The sequence below is a fragment of the Pseudomonas sp. Z5-35 genome (genome assembly GCF_051131945.1).
GTDB lineage: Bacteria > Pseudomonadota > Gammaproteobacteria > Pseudomonadales > Pseudomonadaceae > Aquipseudomonas > Aquipseudomonas marvdashtae.
In genome coordinates this window covers 4896973-4916677 of record NZ_CP071640.1, presented here as the reverse complement: position 1 = coordinate 4916677, position 19705 = coordinate 4896973, and the positions used below count along the sequence as shown (strand labels likewise).

Sequence of the window (19705 nt, the reverse complement as noted above, 5' to 3'; positions counted from 1 at the left end):
GGGCCGCTGCGCAGCCCAGCGGGAGCAAGCTCCCTCGCCACGGGGGGCAACTTTCGCTATGGCGGCGCATCAGGGCTATCGATCTGCTCCAGCATCCACTCCACGAACAGTCGTACTTTGGGCACATCCGCTGCATGTTCCGGATAGGACAGGTAATAGGCACTGGCGCTGGGCATCGCATGTTGCCAAGGGATGACCAGTTTGCCGTCGGCGAGCTCTTCTTCCACCAGGAATTTTGGCAACAGGGCCACGCCGCAGCCGACCTGGGCGGCACGAATGCACATGTAGAAGGTTTCGAAGCGCGGCCCGTGGTAGCTGTGTTCGGTGTGGTAGCCCTGGCTGTCGAACCAGTCGTGCCAGGCTTGCGGACGCGAGGCGTTTTGCAGCAGCACCAGGTCGGCCAGTTGCGTCGGGTCGGTGAAGGGCCGGTCCGGCAGGCTGCCTGGCGCGCAGACCGGCACCAACTCTTCGCCGAACAGTTTCAACGATTCGGTTCCCGGTCGGGAGCCCTGGCCGAAGTAGAACGCCAGGTCGCTGCGCCCTTGCTGCAAGTCGTCGGCCTCGTGCTCGCTGCACAAGTCCAGATGAATCGACGGATGCCGCAGGCGCCAGCCCTTGAGCCGCGGAACCAGCCAGCGAGCGCCGAAGGTCGGAGGCGTGGAGACCCGCAGGACTTCGGTGTCGCCACCGTAGGAGCGCAGGTAATGGGTCGACATCTCAACCTGGGTGAGGATTTTTCGCACCTCCCCCAAATACAAGTTTCCTGCCGGTGTCAGTTGCAGGCGTCGGCGCACGCGCCGAAACAGCAGGTGCTGCAACAGTTCTTCAAGCTGCGCGACCTGTTTGCTGACGGCGCTCTGGGTCAGGTTCAGCTCTTCGGCGGCGCGGGTAAAGCTCAGGTGACGGGTCACCGCTTCGAAGCACTGTAGCGCTGTAATCGATGGCAAATAGCGTTTATTGAGCATGATCAGCCCTTATTTCTTGTTGCTCTGCTTATCCGGTAACGGCCAGCATGAATAAACGGAATGATATCTCGCTTAAAGGTCGTTTGTTGGCAAGTCTCGGGCCAGCTACAACTACAGGCCTGATCAGCCGTGATCGTCCGGCTGCCCACTTTTGTCTCTCGCTTGAGGAATTTACCCATGGTTGCTGCATTGCTTGATCGTCTGGGCGTCAACCCGGCCTTGTACCAGAACGGCACACAGCCCGTGCACTCGCCCATCGATGGCAGTCGCATCGGCGCCGTGAATTGGGAAGGCGCCGCTGAAGTCGAGCAGCAGGTCAGCCGCGCGGAGCATGCCTTTGACCTGTGGCGCAAAGTGCCGGCGCCACGGCGCGGCGAGCTGGTTCGTCAGTTTGGCGACCTGCTGCGTGAATACAAGGCCGACCTCGGCGAACTGGTGTCGTGGGAAGCCGGCAAGATCACCCAGGAAGGCCTGGGTGAAGTGCAGGAGATGATCGACATCTGCGATTTCGCTGTCGGCCTGTCCCGCCAGTTGTACGGCTTGACCATTGCGTCCGAGCGTCCTGGCCACCACATGCGTGAAACCTGGCACCCGCTGGGCGTGGTTGGAGTGATCAGCGCGTTCAACTTTCCCGTGGCGGTCTGGGCTTGGAACACCACCCTCGCGCTGGTGTGCGGTAACCCGGTGATCTGGAAACCTTCCGAGAAAACCCCGCTGACCGCCTTGGCGTGCCAGGCACTGTTCGAGCGGGTGCTGAGCAACTTTGCCGATGCCCCACCGTACCTGAGCCAGGTGATCATCGGTGGGCGTGATGCCGGCGAAGCGCTGGTCGACGACCCGCGCGTGGCGCTGATCAGCGCCACCGGCAGCACGCGCATGGGCCGCGAGGTCGCGCCGAAAGTCGCAGCGCGGTTTGCCCGCAGCATCCTCGAACTGGGCGGCAACAACGCGATGATCCTGGCTCCGAGCGCCGACCTGGATATGGCCGTGCGCGCCATCCTGTTCAGCGCCGTCGGCACTGCGGGCCAGCGTTGCACCACGCTGCGCCGGTTGATCGCCCATGAATCGGTGAAGGAAGAGATCGTTACCCGTCTCAAGGCGGCCTATTCGAAAGTGCGCATCGGTCATCCGCTGGAAGGCAATCTGGTCGGGCCGCTGATCGACAAGCAGAGCTTCGAGAACATGCAGGACGCGCTGGAGCAGGCGTTGAGCGAAGGCGGGCGAGTGTTTGGCGGCAAGCGCCAACTCGAAGACCAATTTGCGAATGCCTTTTACGTCTCGCCCGCCATCGTCGAGATGCCGGAGCAAAGCGACGTGGTGCGTCACGAAACCTTCGCGCCGATCCTCTACGTGGTCGGCTACAAGGACTTCGCCGAAGCGCTGCACCTGAACAATTCGGTGCCACAAGGCCTGTCGTCGTGCATTTTCACCACCGATGTGCGTGAAGCCGAGCAGTTCATGTCGGCCGTGGGCAGCGATTGCGGGATCGCCAATGTCAACATCGGCCCGAGCGGCGCGGAGATCGGCGGAGCGTTCGGCGGCGAGAAAGAAACCGGCGGCGGCCGTGAATCCGGCTCCGACGCGTGGCGTGCCTACATGCGCCGCCAGACCAATACCGTGAACTATTCGCTGGAGTTGCCGTTGGCGCAGGGAATTACGTTCGATTGAGCAGCGGCAAGCGGCAAGCTGCAAGCCACAAGCCAAACCAGCTTGCGGCTTGTGGCTTGTCGCTTGCAGCTGCTCCTGACCAGGAGCCGGCAATGCCGTTACGCGAAGAATGTCTGTGGGAAATACTGACGCCACAACGGCCCGACAACATCTCGCTCAAGGGCGAAGTCACGGTGGACGTGTGCGTCATCGGCGCGGGCTTTACCGGGTTGTCGGCGGCGGTGCACCTGTTGGAGCAGGGCAAGCGCGTTGCGGTGCTGGAAGCTCATCGGGCCGGACATGGTGGATCGGGGCGCAACGTGGGATTGGTGAATGCCGGGATGTGGATCCCGCCAGATGACATCGAGGCCGGGTTCGGCGAAGCCGTGGGCAGCCAGCTTAATCGCATGCTTGGGGCCGCGCCGGCCTTGGTGTTCAGCCTCATCGACAAATACAACATCGACTGCCAGCTGCGCCGCGAAGGCACGCTGCACATGGCCCATAACGCCCGGGGCGAGGCGGATTTGCGCAGTCGCGAAGCACAATGGAAGCGCCGTGGCGCCCCGGTAGAATTGCTGACCGGCCAAGCCTGCGTCGAAGCCACCGGCACTGACAAGATCGCTGCGGCATTGCTCGACCGCCGCGCCGGCACGCTCAACCCCATGGCCTATACCAGCGGGCTGGCCGATGCCGCGAAAAAACTGGGTGGCCAACTTTTCGATCATTCGCCCGTCACGCGCCTGGAGCGCCAGGGCCAGCGGTGGTCGGTGCAGACGGCCCAGGGTTCGGTGCTGGCCGAGCAAGTCGTAATTGCTTCCAATGCCTATACCGAGGGTGATTGGACCGAGTTGCGGCGCAACTTTTTCCCCGGTTATTACTATCAGGTCGCTTCTGTCCCGCTGACCGACGAGGCCGCCCGCCGCATTTTGCCGGGAGGGCAGGGCTCGTGGGACACCCGCCAGGTGTTGAGCAGCATTCGTCGGGACGAGGACGGTCGTTTGCTGCTGGGCAGCCTGGGCAACGGCAACCGCAAACCGACCTGGTTCCTCAAGGCCTGGGCCGACCGAGTGCAGCAGCATTATTTCCCGTACCTCAAGTCGGTGGAGTGGGAATGCACCTGGACCGGCTGCATCGCCTTCACGCCCGACCATCTGATGCGCCTGTTCGAGCCGGCGCCCGGCCTGGTGGCGGTCACTGGCTATAACGGTCGCGGCGTGACCACCGGCACCGTGGTCGGCAAGGCCTTTGCCGATTACCTGTGCCACGGCGATGCCAAGGCGTTGCCGATCCCCTTTGCGCCGATGCAACCTTTGGCTGGCGTTGGTCTGCGCAGCTGTCTGTATGAAACGGGATTTTCGCTGTATCACGCGGGCCAGTGCTTGCGGATCGTCATCTGATTGTTGAAAAGTGTTACGAACAGCGGCGTTTTCCAGTCCAGCGGCTAGCCTGTTATGGTGCGGGTTGTAGCAGCCGCGCACCGACAGTGTGCAGTTAGGTGACGCAGGTTGTTACACAGTGGTTGCACGCCGTTTAGTGTGGTGGTTGCAATGATGGCTCATGGAGGGTTTCACCTACGTTTAGAAAAGGTTGCACCTCGTGCGGTTTAGACGGTTGCACGCCCTGTGAAAAAGGGCCCGAAACAGTCGAAATAACAATAAAGCAGCGACTTTTTTCAGAATAAAAAACCGATGGCACGCCCCTTGCTCTTAGCTTTTCAGTGAAGTGAAGTCGCAGTGCCAACTAAAAAAAACCTTGGAGCACCACCTCATGTCCCAGACGTTTTACAAGAAAGGCTTTCTGGCCCTCGCAGTGGCAACTGCGTTGGGTGTTTCTGCGTTTGCCCAGGCCGACATCAAGATCGGCGTAGCGGGTCCCATGACAGGCGCCAACGCGGCATTTGGCGAGCAGTACATGAAGGGTGCGCAAGCGGCGGCAGACGAGATCAATGCCAAGGGCGGCGTGAACGGCGAGAAAATCGTACTGGTGGCTGGCGATGATGCGTGCGAACCGAAGCAGGCCGTGGCCGTTGCCAACCGCCTTGCTGACCAGGACAAGGTGGCCGGCGTGGTCGGTCACTTCTGCTCTTCCTCCACCATCCCGGCCTCCGAGGTCTACGATGAAGCCGGCATCATCGCCATCACGCCTGGCTCCACAAATCCCCAGGTGACCGAGCGCGGCCTGAGCGCGATGTTCCGCATGTGCGGTCGTGACGACCAGCAAGGTATCGTCGCCGGCGACTACATCGTCGATGTGCTCAAGGGCAAGAAAGTCGTGGTCCTGCATGACAAGGACACCTATGGCCAAGGCCTGGCGGATGCAACCAAGGCACAGTTGGCCAAGCGTGGCGTGACCCCTGTGCTGTACGAAGGCCTGACCCGTGGTGAAAAAGACTTCAGTGCCGTGGTGACCAAGATCCGTTCGGCCGGTGCCGACGTGGTCTACTTCGGCGGCCTGCATCCGGAAGCCGGTCCGCTGGTACGCCAGCTGCGCGAGCAGGGCCTGAAAGACGTGAAATTCATGTCCGACGACGGCATCGTGACTGACGAACTGGTCACCACCGCTGGCGGCCCGCAGTACGTCGATGGCGTGTACATGACCTTCGGCGCCGACCCGCGCCTGCTGCCAGACAGCAAGGCCGTGGTAGACGCATTCCGCGCCAAGGGCACCGAGCCTGAGGGCTACACCCTCTACGCCTACGCTTCAGTGCAGACCTTGGCTGCCGGCTTCAATGGCGCCAAGTCCAACAAGGGCGAAGAAGCGGCCAAGTGGCTCAAGGCCAACTCGGTCCAGACGGTGATGGGCAAGAAGGAATGGGACACCAAAGGCGACTTGAAAGTCTCCGACTACGTGGTCTACCAGTGGGACAAGGATGGCAAGTATCACCAGCTGGAAAAACAGAAGTAAGGGCTGAAGCGATCGATCAAATCCCTGTAGGTCCCGGCCAGGTCCGGTTTCTACAGGGAGCACTGGTCGCGCCTGGCATTGCTCCGACGTAAATCTGTATTTTCCTTAGAAGAACCGCACGCCCCAGGGTGTGCAGGTTCTCACTGCGTGAGATTGCGTTATGGATGGTATTTTCCTGCAGCAACTGATCAATGGCCTGACCCTCGGGTCGGTCTACGGTCTGATCGCCATCGGCTACACAATGGTCTATGGCATCATCGGCATGATCAACTTCGCCCACGGCGAGGTTTACATGATTTCCGCTTACCTCGCGGCAATCAGTCTGGCTCTGCTGGCTTACTTCGGTATTGAATCCTTTCCGCTAATGATTCTTGGCACCCTCGTGTTCACGGTCGTGGTCACCGGGGTATACGGCTGGGTCATCGAACGCGTCGCCTACAAACCCCTGCGCAACTCCACCCGCCTGGCACCGCTGATCAGCGCCATCGGCATCTCGCTGATCCTGCAGAACTACGCACAGATCAGCCAGGGCGCCCGCCAACAGGGTGTGCCGACGCTACTTGAAGGCGCCATGCGCGTCGACATCGGTACCGGCTTCGTGCAGCTCACCTACACCAAGATCTTCATCCTGATTGCCGCATTCGCCGGCATGGCGCTGCTGACCTACATCATCAAGTACACCAAGCTCGGCCGCATGTGCCGCGCTACCCAGCAAGACCGCAAGATGGCCTCCATCCTCGGGATCAACACCGACCGGGTGATTTCCTACGTGTTCATCATCGGTGCGGCCATGGCGGCCCTGGCCGGTGTGCTGATCACCATGAACTACGGCACGTTCGACTTCTATGCTGGCTTCATCATCGGCATCAAGGCGTTCACCGCGGCGGTACTCGGCGGCATCGGCTCCCTGCCTGGGGCAATGCTCGGCGGGATCATCCTCGGGATCTCCGAGTCGCTGTTCGCCGGTCTGATCAACTCCGACTACAAAGACGTGTTCAGTTTCTCGCTGCTGGTGCTGATTCTGATCTTCCGTCCCCAAGGCCTGCTGGGTCGCCCACTCGTGGCGAAGGTATAAGTATGTCTGCTGCCAATAAACCGCTTGATATCAAAAAGAGCGTCATCGACGCGATCCTGGCCGGCCTGATCTCGCTGATCGTGTTCGGGCCGATCGTCGGCGTGGTGCTCGACGGCTACAGCTTCAACCTGCAACCGGCCCGTGTCGGCTGGCTGGTGGCGATCGTGATGGTCGGGCGCTTTGCCTTGAGCCTGTTCCTGCAAACCCCCAAGGGACTGAAGATTCTCCAGGGTTTCGAAAGCACCGGCTCCGGCGTGCACGTGTTGCCGCCAGACTACAAGTCGCGCCTGCGCTGGATCATCCCCGCGCTGATCGTGATTGCCATCGTGTTCCCGTTTTTCGCCAACAAGTACGTGCTCACGGTGGTCATCCTCGGCCTGATCTACGTGCTGCTGGGCCTGGGCCTGAACATCGTCGTCGGCCTGGCCGGGTTGCTCGACCTGGGTTACGTGGCGTTCTATGCCATCGGTGCCTATGGCCTGGCGCTGGGCTATCAATACCTGGGGCTGGGGTTCTGGACTGTATTGCCGCTGGCAGCCATTGCGGCGGCAATGGCGGGGTGCATATTGGGATTCCCGGTGTTACGAATGCACGGTGACTACCTGGCCATCGTGACCCTGGGTTTTGGCGAGATCATCCGGCTGGTGCTGAATAACTGGCTGTCGTTCACGGGGGGGCCGAATGGCATGCCGGTGCCGTCGCCAACCTTTTTCGGCCTGGAGTTTGGTCGAAGGGCGAAGGAAGGCGGGGTGCCTTTCCATGAGTTTTTCGGTATCGACTACAACCCCAATATCAAATTTCTGTTCATCTACATCGTGCTGTTCATCACGGTGCTGCTGGTGCTCTACATCAAGCATCGCCTGACCCGCATGCCGGTCGGTCGCGCCTGGGAAGCCCTGCGTGAAGACGAAATCGCCTGCCGTTCCATGGGCCTGAACCACGTGCTGGTCAAGCTTTCGGCGTTCACCATCGGTGCGTCGACCGCGGGCCTGGCAGGTGTGTTCTTCGCCAGCTACCAAGGCTTCGTCAACCCGTCATCGTTCACCTTCTTCGAGTCGGCGTTGATCCTGGCGATCGTCGTGCTGGGCGGCATGGGCTCGACCGTGGGCGTGGTGATTGCCGCCTTCGTGCTTACCGTGGCACCGGAGCTGCTGCGCAGCTTCTCTGAATATCGAGTCCTGCTGTTTGGTGTGCTGATGGTGTTGATGATGATCTGGCGCCCGCGTGGCCTGATTCGTATCAGCCGTACCGGTGTGACGCCGCGCAAGGGGGTAGCGCCATGAGCGAAGTCGTACTCAAAGTTGAAAACCTGATGATGCAGTTCGGCGGCATCAAGGCCCTCAGCGATGTCAGCCTGCAGGTCAAGCGCAACTCGATCTTCGCCCTGATCGGCCCCAACGGTGCGGGCAAGACCACGGTCTTCAACTGCCTGACCGGTTTCTACAAGGCTTCGGGCGGCAAGATCGAGCTCAGCGTGCGCGGCGAGCAAACCGACGTCATCAAGCTGTTGGGCGAAGCGTTTCGCCCGACCGACTTCGTCTCGCCAAAGTCTTTCGCCAGCCGGCTGTACTACAAGATGTTCGGTGGCACCCATTTGGTGAATCGCGCGGGCCTGGCGCGTACGTTCCAGAACATTCGCCTGTTCAAGGAAATGTCGGTGCTGGAAAACCTGCTGGTGGCCCAGCACATGTGGGTCAACCGCAGCCTGGTGGCGGGCATCCTCAACACCAAGGGCTACCGCAAGGCGGAAAGCGATGCCCTGGATCACGCCTTCTACTGGCTGGAAGTGGTGGATCTGGTGGACTGCGCCAACCGCCTGGCCGGTGAGCTTTCCTACGGCCAGCAGCGCCGCCTGGAAATCGCCCGGGCGATGTGCACCCGTCCGCAGATCATCTGCCTCGACGAACCAGCGGCTGGCCTCAACCCTCAGGAAACCGAAGCGCTGAGCGCGATGATCCGGCTGCTGCGCGACGAGCACGATCTGACCGTGGTGCTGATCGAACACGACATGGGCATGGTAATGAGCATTTCCGACCACATCGTGGTGCTGGACCACGGCAACGTGATCGCCGAGGGCGGTCCCGAGGCGATTCGCAACGATCCGAAGGTGATCGCGGCTTACCTGGGTGCCGATGAAGAGGAATTGGTATGAGTGGGCCTATCCTTGAACTCAAGGAGCTGGACGTGTTCTACGGGCCTATCCAGGCCCTGAAGAAAGTCTCCATGCACATTGGTGAAGGCGAAACCGTGAGCCTGATCGGCTCCAATGGCGCCGGCAAGTCCACGCTGCTAATGTCCATCTTCGGCCAGCCGCGGGCGGCGGGCGGGCAGATCATTTACCAGGGCGTGGACATCACCCAGAAGTCGTCGCACTACATTGCGTCCAACGGCATCGCGCAGTCACCGGAAGGGCGCCGGGTATTCCCCGACATGACCGTCGAGGAAAACCTGCTGATGGGCACCATCCCTATCGGAGACAAATACGCCAGCGAAGACATGCAGCGCATGTTCGAGCTGTTCCCGCGTCTCAAGGAACGGCGCAACCAGCGGGCCATGACCATGTCCGGCGGCGAACAGCAAATGCTCGCGATCGCCCGGGCATTGATGAGTCGGCCCAAGTTGTTGCTGCTCGATGAGCCGAGCCTGGGGCTGGCGCCGATCGTGGTGAAACAAATCTTCGCGACCCTGCGTGAACTGGCCTCCACCGGGATGACCATCTTCCTGGTGGAACAGAATGCCAACCACGCCCTCAAGCTGTCGGACCGGGCCTATGTGATGGTCAACGGCGAAATCCGCCTGACCGGCACCGGCAAGGAACTGCTCGCCAACGAGGAGGTGCGCAACGCGTACCTGGGCGGGCATTGAGTTGATGCTGCGATGAAAAACCGGCGAGTGATCGCCGGTTTTTTTATCCCCCAGATCCAGCCTTTGGGCATCTTCGGCAATTGTGGAAAACAATCCTGAACCCTTGTGAAACCGCGACATAAAGTCACCGCAAACAGTTGTTTTGTCACAGTTTTGACTTGTCCCCGTTTGCTGTGGAGCCGGCTGTGGGTAAGGTGGGAGTAGCTGGCTGTAAGCCTTTGTCTACGTGGCTTTCAGCGGTATGATCGTTTTTTGATCAGGCGTTTTTGCGCAAGCGGGAGTGGCTATTGTCAACAGTTTTCTGCGCGGCAGAAGTGCCTCGATAGCCGGTGCGCAAGCCTGTGGATAAGTCTGTGACTAAACTCTGGAAAGACCGCGCTGAGCGCCGTCGTTGCTGGCTTGGAGCCATCGCGCTATCAAGCCTTGGCTTATAGCAGAGAAACTGCGCTGCACAACCTGACTTGCCCGGTCAAGCGAAAAAAATTTCCAAATTGCCCGCAAAGCCTTATGCACAGCGGCCTCCAGTGTTTGGACTTGCCCCCGATTATTGTGGACCTGCCTGTGGATAAGGTGCGCGCAACCCGCTGCAGCCCTTGTTTGGCAAGGCTCCGAGAGACCTGGTTGTTTTTTGAGCACCGTCGCCGCCAAAAGCACGTGTTCAAGCCTTGCCCCTGGCGGGCCAGGCCGGGCATGCTGTGGGCCGATTTCCATTCAATGGCTTTGAGCCCAAGCAAGGAGAACACCATGTCTGACACCCTGTTTATCACTGGCGCGACGTCCGGTTTCGGTGAAGCCTGTGCCCGTCGTTTTGCCGAGGCGGGTTGGAAACTGGTGCTGACCGGGCGTCGTGAAGAACGCCTTGATGCACTCTGCGCCGAGTTATCGAAGCAGACCGAAGTCCACGGGCTGGTGGTGGACGTGCGCGATCGCAAGGGCATGGAAGACGCCATCGCCAACCTGCCGCCGTCCTTCGCCAAATTGCGCGGGTTGATCAACAACGCCGGCCTGGCCCTGGGGGTCGACCCAGCGCCCAAGTGCGACCTCGATGATTGGGACACCATGGTCGACACCAACGTGAAAGGCCTGATCTACAGCACGCGCCTGTTGCTGCCGCGCCTGATCGCCCATGGACGTGGAGCCGGGATCGTAAACCTGGGCTCCATTGCCGGTAACTATCCGTACCCAGGCAGCCACGTGTACGGTGCGAGCAAGGCGTTCGTCAAACAGTTCTCCTTGAACCTGCGCTGCGACCTGCAAGGTACGGGCGTGCGGGTGAGCAATATCGAGCCGGGTTTGTGTGAAAGCGAATTTTCCCTGGTGCGTTTTGGCGGCGATCAGGAACGCTACAACGCGACCTACGCCGGCGCCGAGCCGATCCAGCCGCAGGACATCGCCGAGACTATTTACTGGGTGCTCAACGCGCCGGCGCACATCAACATCAACAGCCTTGAATTGATGCCGGTGAGCCAGACCTGGGCCGGGTTCGCCATCGAGCGCAACAAGGCCTGACCGCTGGCGTTACGTCGAGTTGAACAGATGAGCTCTTGTGGCGAGGGAGCTTGCTCCCGCTCGACTGCGAAGCAGTCGTAAGTTTTCTGGGACCGCTGCGCGGCCCAGCGGGAGCAAGCTCCCTCGCCACAGGTTAAGGTCAAGCCAGGTAGTCAGCCAGCCCGCGGTAGCAGGTCAGCAGGTGATACGGCGTGGTGGACGGCATGTCCCGGCGGCTGATGTTGCCACCGGCGTCGAGGCATTCGTTCCAGCCTTGGGGGTGCAGGAAATGCTCCTGCAACGCCTGTAACTGGCGCAACAAAGGCCCTTCGCTTCCCGGACGCAATGTAAGTGCGCGCAAATACTCGGCCTGGGCCCAGATGCGTTGGGTGGCGTCACGCGCGGGCCCCTGTGGCTCCAGGCCAAGCATGGCGCACACCGCGCCCGACTGCGGCTCCACGCCAAGTTGTTCGGTGTGGCTGAAGCTGCGCTCCAGCGCGGTTTGCAGTTTTCCATCACGCAGCAAGGGCGATGAGGCCAGCAGGAAATACCATTCAAACTGGTGGCCCGGTTCGAACCAGTTATCCACAGCCTTGAGCGGTTTTTCCATGATGACTTTCTGCCCAGGGTGCACGAAGTGCTTGGACATTCCATCGCACAGGCCCAGCAACGCCTGGCGCACGTTGGCATCGTCGCGAACCGACAGTGTCGCGAGGAGCGCTTCTGCCAGGTGCATCAGCGGGTTTTGCAGCGGGCCGGACTTGCGGCTCCCCCAGTCTCGCCCCAGGTTGGCTTCGTAAAGCCCGTCGCCGGTGGCGAAGCGTTGCGTGATCACTTCCAGCGCCACATTCAACGTGGACTCCACCAGCGGCTCGCGAACCTTGCTCCAGTAGTGAGCGCAGGCGAAGAGGATGAAGGCGTGGGTGTAGAGATCCTTGCCGGTATCCAGCGGCGCGCCCTGCGGATCGATGCTGTAGAACCAGCCGCCATGTTCGGCATCATGGAAATGCCGTTGCAGCGAGCGGAACAACGCAGCGGCCCGCTCTTGGGCATCCGGTACTTCTCCGATCAGGCTGGCGAACACATACAACTGTCGTGCACAGGCCATGGCCCGGTAACGTTGCGGCGGCAGCGGCGTGTGCTGGGAATCGAGGGATTCGTAGGGCAATGCCAACTCGGCATTCCAGCCCGGGCCTAGCCACATGGGCACGATCACGTCGTGAAAATGCCTCTGCACCGTGGTGAACAGGGCAGTCAATTCAGGCGGGTGAGCAGGGCGGGAAGCATCAGGCATTGGCGAACGTCGTCACGGCTGGGGAGCGATTGCGCGACATGGTAGCAGAGTGGTCGACTTCGTAGAGATGCGCCTGCACGACCCATATCGCGAGCAAGCCTGCCCACGATAAAGGTCGTGCAGGTGTTAGCTGATCAGCCTGCCAACAACCAAACCCCAGCCGCCGCCGACGCCGCTCCGGCCAAGCGCACCAAGGGCGCGGCCGCCCGTGGCAATACCCGCACCAGGGCGAAGCCCGCGCCATGCAGTGCCGCCGTTGCCGCGACGAAACCGATCGCATAAGTCCACGGACTCGACATGTAAGGTAGCTCCAGTCCATGGGCCACGCCGTGGAACAGCGCGAACAATGCCGTCGCTGCCACCGCCAGACTCAATGGAGGACGCACCGCCAGCGCCACCGCCAGGCCCAGGGCCAATACAGATGCCGCGATACCGCTTTCCAGCGCAGGCAGAGCCTGGCCCTCGAAGCCCAGCAGGCCGCCGAACAACATTGTGCCGACGAACGTGCACGGCAGCGCCCAGCGCGCCGCGCCTTGTTGTTGCGCGGCCCACAAGCCCACCGCCAGCATCGCCAACAGATGATCGAGCCCGCCGATGGGGTGGCCCAGCCCGGCGATCAGGCCGTTATCGCCGTGGCCCGGGTGGGCGAATGCCAGCGCGGGGCTTAGCAGCAAAGCGAGGGCGGCGAGGGTGCGTTTGAATGTCATGGAGAAAGCTTCCTTGTTGAAAGTGAAAATGTTCACGCGGCGGTCAGCAGGCCCTGGCGCTCGATAAAGGCGATGATGTCCTCCAGGCCCTGGCCGGTTTTCTGGTTGCTGAACACGAAAGGCTTGCCGTTGCGCATCCGCTGGGTGTCGCTGTTCATCAATTCCAGCGAGGCGCCCACCAGCGGCGCCAGGTCGATCTTGTTGATCACCAGCAAGTCGGATTTGCAGATGCCCGGTCCGCCCTTGCGCGGCAGCTTGTCGCCGGCCGACACGTCGATCACATAGATCGTCAGGTCCGACAGTTCCGGGCTGAAGGTCGCCGACAGGTTGTCGCCACCTGATTCAACCAGGATCAGGTCCAGCCCGGGAAAGCGCCGGTTCAACTGGTCCACCGCTTCGAGATTGATCGACGCGTCTTCGCGGATTGCCGTGTGCGGGCAGCCGCCAGTTTCCACGCCGATGATCCGCTCCGGCGCCAGGGCTTCGTTGCGCACCAGGAAGTCGGCGTCTTCGCGGGTGTAGATGTCATTAGTCACTACCGCCAGGTTGTAGCGATCGCGCAAGGCCAGGCAGAGGGCCAGGGTGAGCGCGGTTTTGCCGGATCCCACCGGGCCGCCAATGCCAACGCGCAGAGGTTGTGTGTTCATGTGTATCTCCTAGGAACGGAACAGGCGGCTGTACTGGCGCTCATGGGCCATGCACGCCAGGGAAAGGCCAAACGCGGCGCTGCCGTAATGTTCGGGGTCGATGGTCGAGGCGATCTGCTGGGCCTGCTGCAGCAACGGCAACAGTTCGCTTGTCAGGCGCTGGGCGGCTTGCTGGCCCAGCGGCAAAGTCTTCATCAGCACCGCCAATTGATTTTCCAGCCAGCTCCAGAGCCAGGCGGCGAGGGCGTCCTGCGGCTCGATGCGCCACGCTCGGGCGGCCAGGGCCCAGCCCAGAGCCAGGTGCGGTTCGCTGCGCTGTTCGAGGCTGAGCTGTTCAAGACTGAGCTGTTCAAGAAAGCCCCGTGCCGCGCTGTCGAGCTCCGGCAAGCCAACGAGCAATTGCTGCAACGAGTAGCCCATTTGCCGGCTCTCCTGATAGAGCTCGCGGGTTTCCCGACTGGCGCGGTGCTCTCCACACAGTCGTAGCAGCGCCTCCCAATCGTTGGCCGCCGCCGCGGTGCAATGGGCCAGCAGCAAGGGCGCTTCGAAGCGCGCCAGGTTCAGCAGCATTTGATCGCTGATCCAGCGGCGAGCATCGTCAGGCGTCTTGACCTGGCCATTGTCGACGGCCATTTCCAGCCCTTGTGAATAGCTGTAGCCGCCGATCGGCAGTTGTGGGCTGGCCAGACGCAGCAGCGCCCAGGCCGGATTCATGTGCGCACGCCGAACTGATGCAGGCGCGGCGCGTAGTTGAAGTCTTCATCGCCGTGCCGGGAATGGTGATGACCGCCGCCATAGGCGCCGTGTTCGGGCTGGAACGGCGCTTCGATGGCCTCGACGCTGGCGCCGAGTTGTTCAAGCATCGCCTTGAGCACGTAGTCGTCCAGCAGGCGCAGCCAGCCGTCGCCCACTTGCAGCGCCACATGGCGATTGCCCAGGTGGTAAGCCGCGCGGGTCAGTTCGAACGCACTGGCGCAGGTGACGTGCAGCAACTGTTCGGGGCGTGCGCAGACGCGCACGATGCGCTCATCTTCGGCTCGCAAGTATTCACCGTCATAAAGCGGCGGCTGACCTCGCTCCAAAAACAGACCCACATCTTCACCCTCGGCACTGAAACAGCGCAGGCGGCTTTTACTGCGGGCATCGAAGGTCAGGTGCAACTCGGCGTCCCAGTGCGATTGGGCGGCGATTCTGCGGTGGATCACCAGCATTGGAGTGCTTCCAGCAATGAACAATGCTGTGTTTAGAGCAAGGGGCTTGCCAATCGAAGAGGGCGTAGGAAATATCTGGGGATGGCGTTTCAGGATGGGCCAGGTTGCGTGCCATGTTGGTGCGTATCGCGATGGTGTGCACCATTTTGCGGCTGGTATAAAAAGACATTGTGGTAGCGAGCCTGCTCGCGATAGCGGCGCATCATTAACATCAAATGCTGACTGACCCGACGCCATCATCGCGAGCAGGCATGCTGACAGTTATTCAGTACTGCCCAACCCTTGCCAATGCTTGAGGCCAATGAAGATGAACCGTAATTGCTGGGTCATCTTCGCTTGGGGCGTCGGGTCAGCTTGCATCAAGACAAAGCGTTATCCCTTGGCGCCAGGCGCCGCCATCTCCTTGGTCTCCAGATGATCCAATGCCCGCTCGACCAACAACTGAACTCCATCGGCCATGCGGCTGATTGCCAGGGCGATGCAGCGGCGTGATTCGTCGATGTCGTCGGCCAGGTCGGCGGCGATGGTGCTGATCGACAGCAGGTCTTCGGAGGTGTTGGCGAGCAGGGTTTCGGTGTCGATGTGCGGGGAGACGATGAAGAGCTGGTCTTTGTCGGGTTCCGGCAAGGGGGCGGGCTGGGGTTTCAGGTAGTAGTCGAGGGCGCGGTTGGTGGCGTCTTCGAGGCGTTTTTCTTCGAGTTTTTCGACGCGGGATTTGTGTTCGTTTTGCGGGGGATTCGGTGAATGCTTGACCATATCTATGTACCAGAGTTTGGGTCGACATCCTTTCGCTTGCATTCGAAGAGGTGGCAACTGTGCGTAGGTGTGCAAGACCGGTCTGGTACCGCCGGCAAACCCGAAGGTCTCCCACGCACAATTGCCATAACGGACGCGAGCATAAAAAAATGCTCGGTCAATAGCCATAACCAATTGCGTACCAATCCGGACTTGCACGTCCGTGTCACCGTTTTTTGCGATGACGAATAGAGGTTAGCGGCGCTCGAAAGCGCTGCCTAGTTCATGAACAGCCCGGCATATTGAAGGAAATGTCCGAGGGTTTGACGGGGAAAAAGCACCGAAAGATCACAGCGGTCGGCAGCTCCTACAGAAATTGCCTAGCGGCTGCCGAAAGCTGCGATTTTTTGATTTGAATGTCTGATGGAGCGAGAGGGTTGGTCAACTCCGCCATCGCGAGCAGGCTCGCTCCCCCAGAGGAAGCATGCGGACAGTTATTCAGTACTGCCCAACCCACGCCAGTGCTTGAGACCAATGAAGATGAATCGCAATTGCTGGGTAATCTTCGCTTGGGGGGTGAGGTGTTCGGGCAGGGCTTCGGCGGGCGGGTCGATGATGTCCGGCAACGTCGCGAAGACGCTTTTGACGATGAGGTCGGCCATCACGTTCAGCCCCGCCAGGTCCAGGTGCTGCAGTTTCGGCATGAGCGCCAGGTCGGCGGTCAGGTCCGAGCTGATGTCCTCGCGCAGTCTTGCGATGGCTTGGCGTACCGGCTGTGAACCACCGTACTGCTCGCGGGCCAGGAACAGGAACTGTGACCGGTTGGCGTGGACCACGTCGAGAAAGATCCGCACCGACGCATCGATGATGCCGCCCATGACGAATTCATTGTGGCGCACCAGCCGGATGGTCGCGCGAAAGGTCTGGCCGACTTCACTGACGAGCGCCAGGCCCAGTTGGTCCATGTCATCGAAGTGTCGATAGAACCCGGTGGGCACGATGCCCGCCGCCTTGGCGACTTCGCGCAGGCTCAGGCTGCCAAATCCCCTGCCGCACTCCATCAAATGGCGGGCTGCGTCCATCAGGGCATTTCGGGTCTGTTGTTTCTGTTCGGCGCGGGGCAGCATCGCAAGACTGACTTCCGAGTCATGGGAGCGATGCACTCTAGCAAATCGGCTTTGCCGTCGTCGAACGGTAGAGGGGGTTCAGGCTGGAAAACGAGGGGCTTGAAAAGTCAAAAGCCCGATTCAAGGAATCGGGCTTTTTTCCGGGCCACCATGGGCTCAGCTCACTGTGCTGTTGCGTTCGATCACGCGATCACCACCGCCTTCGGCGAGGGTTTGGCCTGGGGTGCGGTCGGAGCCGTCAGCCGCCAAGGTTTGGCCTGGAGTGCGGTCGGAGCCGTCAGCTGCCAGGGTTTGACCTTGTGGAGTGCGCGAAGAACCGTCTTCGGCGAGGGTCTGGCCGGGAGTACGGTCGGAACCGTCAGCTGCAAAGGTATCATTCTGCTTGGTGCGGTCATAACCGTCCTCGACCAAGCCTTTTTCTTCCAGGCGGTCACGACCACCTTCGGCTACGGTTTGGCTATAGACAGACTGGCTATCCTTGACCTGGGGTGTGGCTTGTTCGGAGGCTGGCAGGGCGAAAGCCGTAGAGGCCAGCAGTGAAAGGGACAGGCTCATCAGTAATTGGCGTTTCATGATCGGTGCTCCTCGGAAGGGCTAAAAAGTGGGTACGAGGGCAATGCTACTCTCGATAAGTCGATATAAAAGTTCATAAACGCAATGGTAATAATCAACAGAATTGATTGTTCGACGGAAAGGCTCTAGAACGGGCCTTTTGGAGGGGCCGTTTTGCTCTAGAGTGGGTAGTTTGTACTCACTTGCGCCCCGCAATAGCGCGGTGCCGGTAACAGGTAGCTGACGACCTGGTCAGGATCCGGAGTGTTTTTTCGTGCCGTTCTTTGCGCATGGTGGTAAACCTGTCGGCCGTTTCGCCAGTCCAATCATTTATGCAGCGAGCCGGTCCAGGTTCGTGTTGCCCAGGCGTCGCGGTCCGGACGCTGGTTTGTCATCAGGAGCCTTGTGCATGACGCGCACCTCGAAAATCCTTGCTTGGGGCCTTGCCTGCCTCGTCGTTCTGCTGGCGGTGCTGGTGTTGTTCCTTGCATTGTTCGACTGGAACCGCATCAAGCCTGCGCTCAACGCCAAGGTGTCCGAGGAGTTGCATCGTCCGTTTGCAATCAATGGCAACCTGGCGGTGGTGTGGCGGCGCGAGCTAACCGAAGGCGGGTGGCGAGCGTGGATGCCCTGGCCCCATGTCGTGGCCGAAGACTTGACCCTGGGCAACCCGGACTGGTCGAAGACACCGCAAATGGCCACGCTCAAGCGCGTTGAATTGCGCATTTCGCCTTTGGCCCTGCTGGCCCAACGGGTGGAGATTCCGCGCATCGACCTGACTGAACCCAACGCCAATCTGCAGCGCCTGGCCGACGGGCGCGCCAACTGGACGTTTCAATTCGATCCAAAGGACCCACAGGCCGAGCCGTCCAATTGGGTGGTGGACATTGGCGCCATCGGTTTCGACAAGGGCCATGTCGTTCTCGATGACCAGACGCTCAAGACCCGGCTCGACCTGCTGATCGATCCGCTGGGCAAGCCGATTCCGTTCAGCGACATCGTTGGCGAGAAAACCGCGAAAAAAGTCCGGGAGCAGGGCGCTGCGGCGCAGGATTATGCCTTCGCCTTCAAGGTTGACGGGCAGTACCACGGCCAGGCGCTCAGCGGTTCCGGCAAGGTTGGCGGACTGCTGGCCTTACAGGATGCGTCGCAACCATTCCCGTTGCAGGCCCAGGCAAAGATCGCCGACACCCGCATCGAACTGGCCGGCACTCTCACTGACCCGAAGAACCTCGGCGCCCTTGACCTGCGCTTGAAGCTGGCAGGCAACAGCCTGGCCAACCTTTATCCACTGACCGGCGTCACCCTGCCGGATTCGCCGCCCTACGCCACCGACGGTCGATTGATCGCCAAGCTCCACGAGCCGGACGGCGCGCAATTTCGCTATGAGGCGTTCAACGGCAAGATCGGCGACAGCGATATCCATGGCGACCTGGCCTATGTCGCGAGTCAGCCCCGACCGAAACTCAGCGGCGCGTTGGTCTCCAATCAGCTGTTGTTCAGCGATTTGGCACCGCTGATCGGTGCTGACTCCAACACTGAACAAAAAGCCCGGGGCGGCGCCAGCAAGCAACCGTCCGACAAGGTCTTGCCGGTAGAGGAGTTCCGCACCGAACGCTGGGGCGTGATGGACGCCGACGTGGAGTTCACCGGCAAGCGCATTGTCCACAGCGAGCAGTTGCCCTTTAACGACCTCTACACGCACCTGGTGCTCAACGACGGTCAACTGAGCCTCGAGCCCCTGCGCTTTGGCGTGGCCGGCGGTCGGCTCGATGCGCAGATTCGCCTCAATGGCCACACCCAGCCGCTCGAAGGCCGGGCGAAGTTGACGGCGCGAGGCTTCAAGCTCAAGCAGCTATTTCCCGGCTTCGAGCCGATGAAAACCAGTTTCGGCGAGCTCAATGGCGACGCCGATCTCTCCGGGCGCGGTAACTCGGTCGCGGCCCTGCTGGGGACGTCCAATGGCACGCTGAAGATGCTCATCAATGATGGCGCTATCAGTCGGGAGTTGATGGAACTGGCCGGACTCAACGTCGGCAATTACGTGGTAGGGAAAGTCTTCGGCGACAAGGAAGTGAAGATCAACTGCGCGGCGGCGGACTTCGACATCAAGACCGGCCTGGCGACAACGCGGCTGTTCGTATTCGATACCGAGAACGCGATTATCTACATCGACGGCACGGCGAACATGGCCACCGAGCAGTTGGACCTGACCATCACCCCGGAGTCCAAAGGCTGGCGATTGATATCCCTGCGCTCACCGTTGTACGTGCGCGGGACCTTTGCCAAGCCCGCCGCGGGGGTCAAGGCCGTACCGCTGATGCTGCGCGGGGCGGGGATGGTGGCCTTGGGTGTAATCGCCGCGCCAGCGGCCGGGTTGCTGGCGTTGGTGGCGCCCAGCGGCGGCGAGCCGAACCAGTGCGCGCCGCTGCTGGAGCAGATGAAAGCGGGCAAGGCGCCGGTGACGGTCAAGCCAACCCGCTAGCGA

18 protein-coding genes and 1 pseudogene are annotated in these 19705 nt (G+C 61.0%); 9 read left to right on the top strand and 10 right to left on the bottom strand.

Annotated features, from left to right (window positions below):
* Positions 1 to 56: 56 nt before the first annotated feature.
* On the bottom strand, positions 57 to 965 hold the full coding sequence (locus J3P95_RS22560) for a LysR family transcriptional regulator (protein WP_434558843.1): 909 nt from the start codon (positions 963 to 965) through the stop codon (positions 57 to 59).
* A 177-nt stretch (positions 966 to 1142) separates the two neighbouring features.
* Between J3P95_RS22560 and amaB the strand changes: the two genes are divergently transcribed.
* The 8 genes from amaB (at position 1143) to J3P95_RS22520 (ending at position 10965) form a co-directional block, all read left to right on the top strand.
* The gene (gene amaB, locus J3P95_RS22555) at positions 1143 to 2633 is read left to right on the top strand and encodes an L-piperidine-6-carboxylate dehydrogenase (RefSeq protein WP_434579591.1); all 1491 of its coding nucleotides are present in this window, start codon (positions 1143 to 1145) and stop codon (positions 2631 to 2633) included.
* 92 nt (positions 2634 to 2725) lie between these two features.
* Positions 2726 to 4009, top strand: a complete 1284-nt coding sequence (gene amaA / locus J3P95_RS22550; RefSeq protein ID WP_434579592.1) for an L-pipecolate oxidase — start codon at positions 2726 to 2728, stop codon at positions 4007 to 4009.
* Between the two features lie 370 nt (positions 4010 to 4379).
* Positions 4380 to 5516 carry an ABC transporter substrate-binding protein gene (locus J3P95_RS22545; RefSeq protein WP_434579593.1) on the top strand — a complete coding sequence of 379 codons (1137 nt, stop codon included), beginning with the start codon at positions 4380 to 4382 and terminating at the stop codon, positions 5514 to 5516.
* 160 nt (positions 5517 to 5676) lie between these two features.
* The gene (locus tag J3P95_RS22540) at positions 5677 to 6591 is read left to right on the top strand and encodes an ABC transporter permease subunit (RefSeq protein WP_434558835.1); all 915 of its coding nucleotides are present in this window, start codon (positions 5677 to 5679) and stop codon (positions 6589 to 6591) included.
* Between the two features lie 2 nt (positions 6592 to 6593).
* Positions 6594 to 7874, top strand: a complete 1281-nt coding sequence (gene livM, locus J3P95_RS22535; RefSeq protein ID WP_186610757.1) for a high-affinity branched-chain amino acid ABC transporter permease LivM — start codon at positions 6594 to 6596, stop codon at positions 7872 to 7874.
* On the top strand, positions 7871 to 8743 hold the full coding sequence (locus tag J3P95_RS22530) for an ABC transporter ATP-binding protein (RefSeq protein ID WP_186610758.1): 873 nt from the start codon (positions 7871 to 7873) through the stop codon (positions 8741 to 8743). The genes livM and J3P95_RS22530 overlap by 4 nt, the downstream gene beginning before the upstream one ends.
* On the top strand, positions 8740 to 9456 hold the full coding sequence (locus tag J3P95_RS22525; protein WP_186638545.1) for an ABC transporter ATP-binding protein: 717 nt from the start codon (positions 8740 to 8742) through the stop codon (positions 9454 to 9456). The genes J3P95_RS22530 and J3P95_RS22525 overlap by 4 nt, the downstream gene beginning before the upstream one ends.
* 744 nt (positions 9457 to 10200) lie before the next feature.
* Complete coding sequence (locus tag J3P95_RS22520; RefSeq protein ID WP_434558831.1) at positions 10201 to 10965, top strand: SDR family oxidoreductase; 765 nt, start codon at positions 10201 to 10203, stop codon at positions 10963 to 10965.
* 139 nt (positions 10966 to 11104) lie between these two features.
* On the opposite strand, the gene J3P95_RS22515 is transcribed toward J3P95_RS22520, so the two are convergent.
* The 9 genes and pseudogenes from J3P95_RS22515 to J3P95_RS22475 all read right to left on the bottom strand — a co-directional run bounded on the left by J3P95_RS22515 (position 11105) and on the right by J3P95_RS22475 (position 17238).
* A complete protein-coding gene (locus J3P95_RS22515) occupies positions 11105 to 12238 on the bottom strand; it encodes an AGE family epimerase/isomerase (RefSeq protein ID WP_434579594.1) in 1134 nt (377 codons plus the stop codon).
* Positions 12239 to 12372: 134 nt separating this feature from the next.
* Positions 12373 to 12945, bottom strand: coding sequence for a HupE/UreJ family protein (locus J3P95_RS22510; RefSeq protein WP_434579595.1), 573 nt, complete (start codon positions 12943 to 12945; stop codon positions 12373 to 12375).
* 32 nt (positions 12946 to 12977) lie between these two features.
* Entirely contained in the window at positions 12978 to 13592 is a 615-nt protein-coding gene (ureG, locus tag J3P95_RS22505) for an urease accessory protein UreG (RefSeq protein WP_186638549.1), read from the bottom strand.
* 9 nt (positions 13593 to 13601) lie between these two features.
* Entirely contained in the window at positions 13602 to 14306 is a 705-nt protein-coding gene (locus J3P95_RS22500) for an urease accessory protein UreF (protein WP_434579596.1), read from the bottom strand.
* On the bottom strand, positions 14303 to 14803 hold the full coding sequence (gene ureE, locus J3P95_RS22495; protein WP_434558824.1) for an urease accessory protein UreE: 501 nt from the start codon (positions 14801 to 14803) through the stop codon (positions 14303 to 14305). The genes J3P95_RS22500 and ureE overlap by 4 nt, the downstream gene beginning before the upstream one ends.
* A 261-nt stretch (positions 14804 to 15064) precedes the next feature.
* A pseudogene (locus J3P95_RS22490) lies at positions 15065 to 15148 on the bottom strand (TetR family transcriptional regulator); the annotation flags it as partial.
* 27 nt (positions 15149 to 15175) lie between these two features.
* Positions 15176 to 15559, bottom strand: a complete 384-nt coding sequence (locus tag J3P95_RS22485) for a DUF6124 family protein (protein ID WP_434579597.1) — start codon at positions 15557 to 15559, stop codon at positions 15176 to 15178.
* Positions 15560 to 16032: 473 nt separating this feature from the next.
* Positions 16033 to 16665: a TetR family transcriptional regulator gene (locus J3P95_RS22480; RefSeq protein WP_186610767.1), complete on the bottom strand. Its 633-nt coding sequence runs from the start codon at positions 16663 to 16665 to the stop codon at positions 16033 to 16035.
* A 156-nt stretch (positions 16666 to 16821) separates the two neighbouring features.
* On the bottom strand, positions 16822 to 17238 hold the full coding sequence (locus J3P95_RS22475) for a hypothetical protein (RefSeq protein WP_434579598.1): 417 nt from the start codon (positions 17236 to 17238) through the stop codon (positions 16822 to 16824).
* 388 nt (positions 17239 to 17626) lie between these two features.
* On the opposite strand from J3P95_RS22475, the gene J3P95_RS22470 reads away from it, so the two are divergent.
* Complete coding sequence (locus J3P95_RS22470) at positions 17627 to 19702, top strand: AsmA family protein (RefSeq protein ID WP_434579599.1); 2076 nt, start codon at positions 17627 to 17629, stop codon at positions 19700 to 19702.
* Positions 19703 to 19705 lie beyond the last annotated feature (3 nt).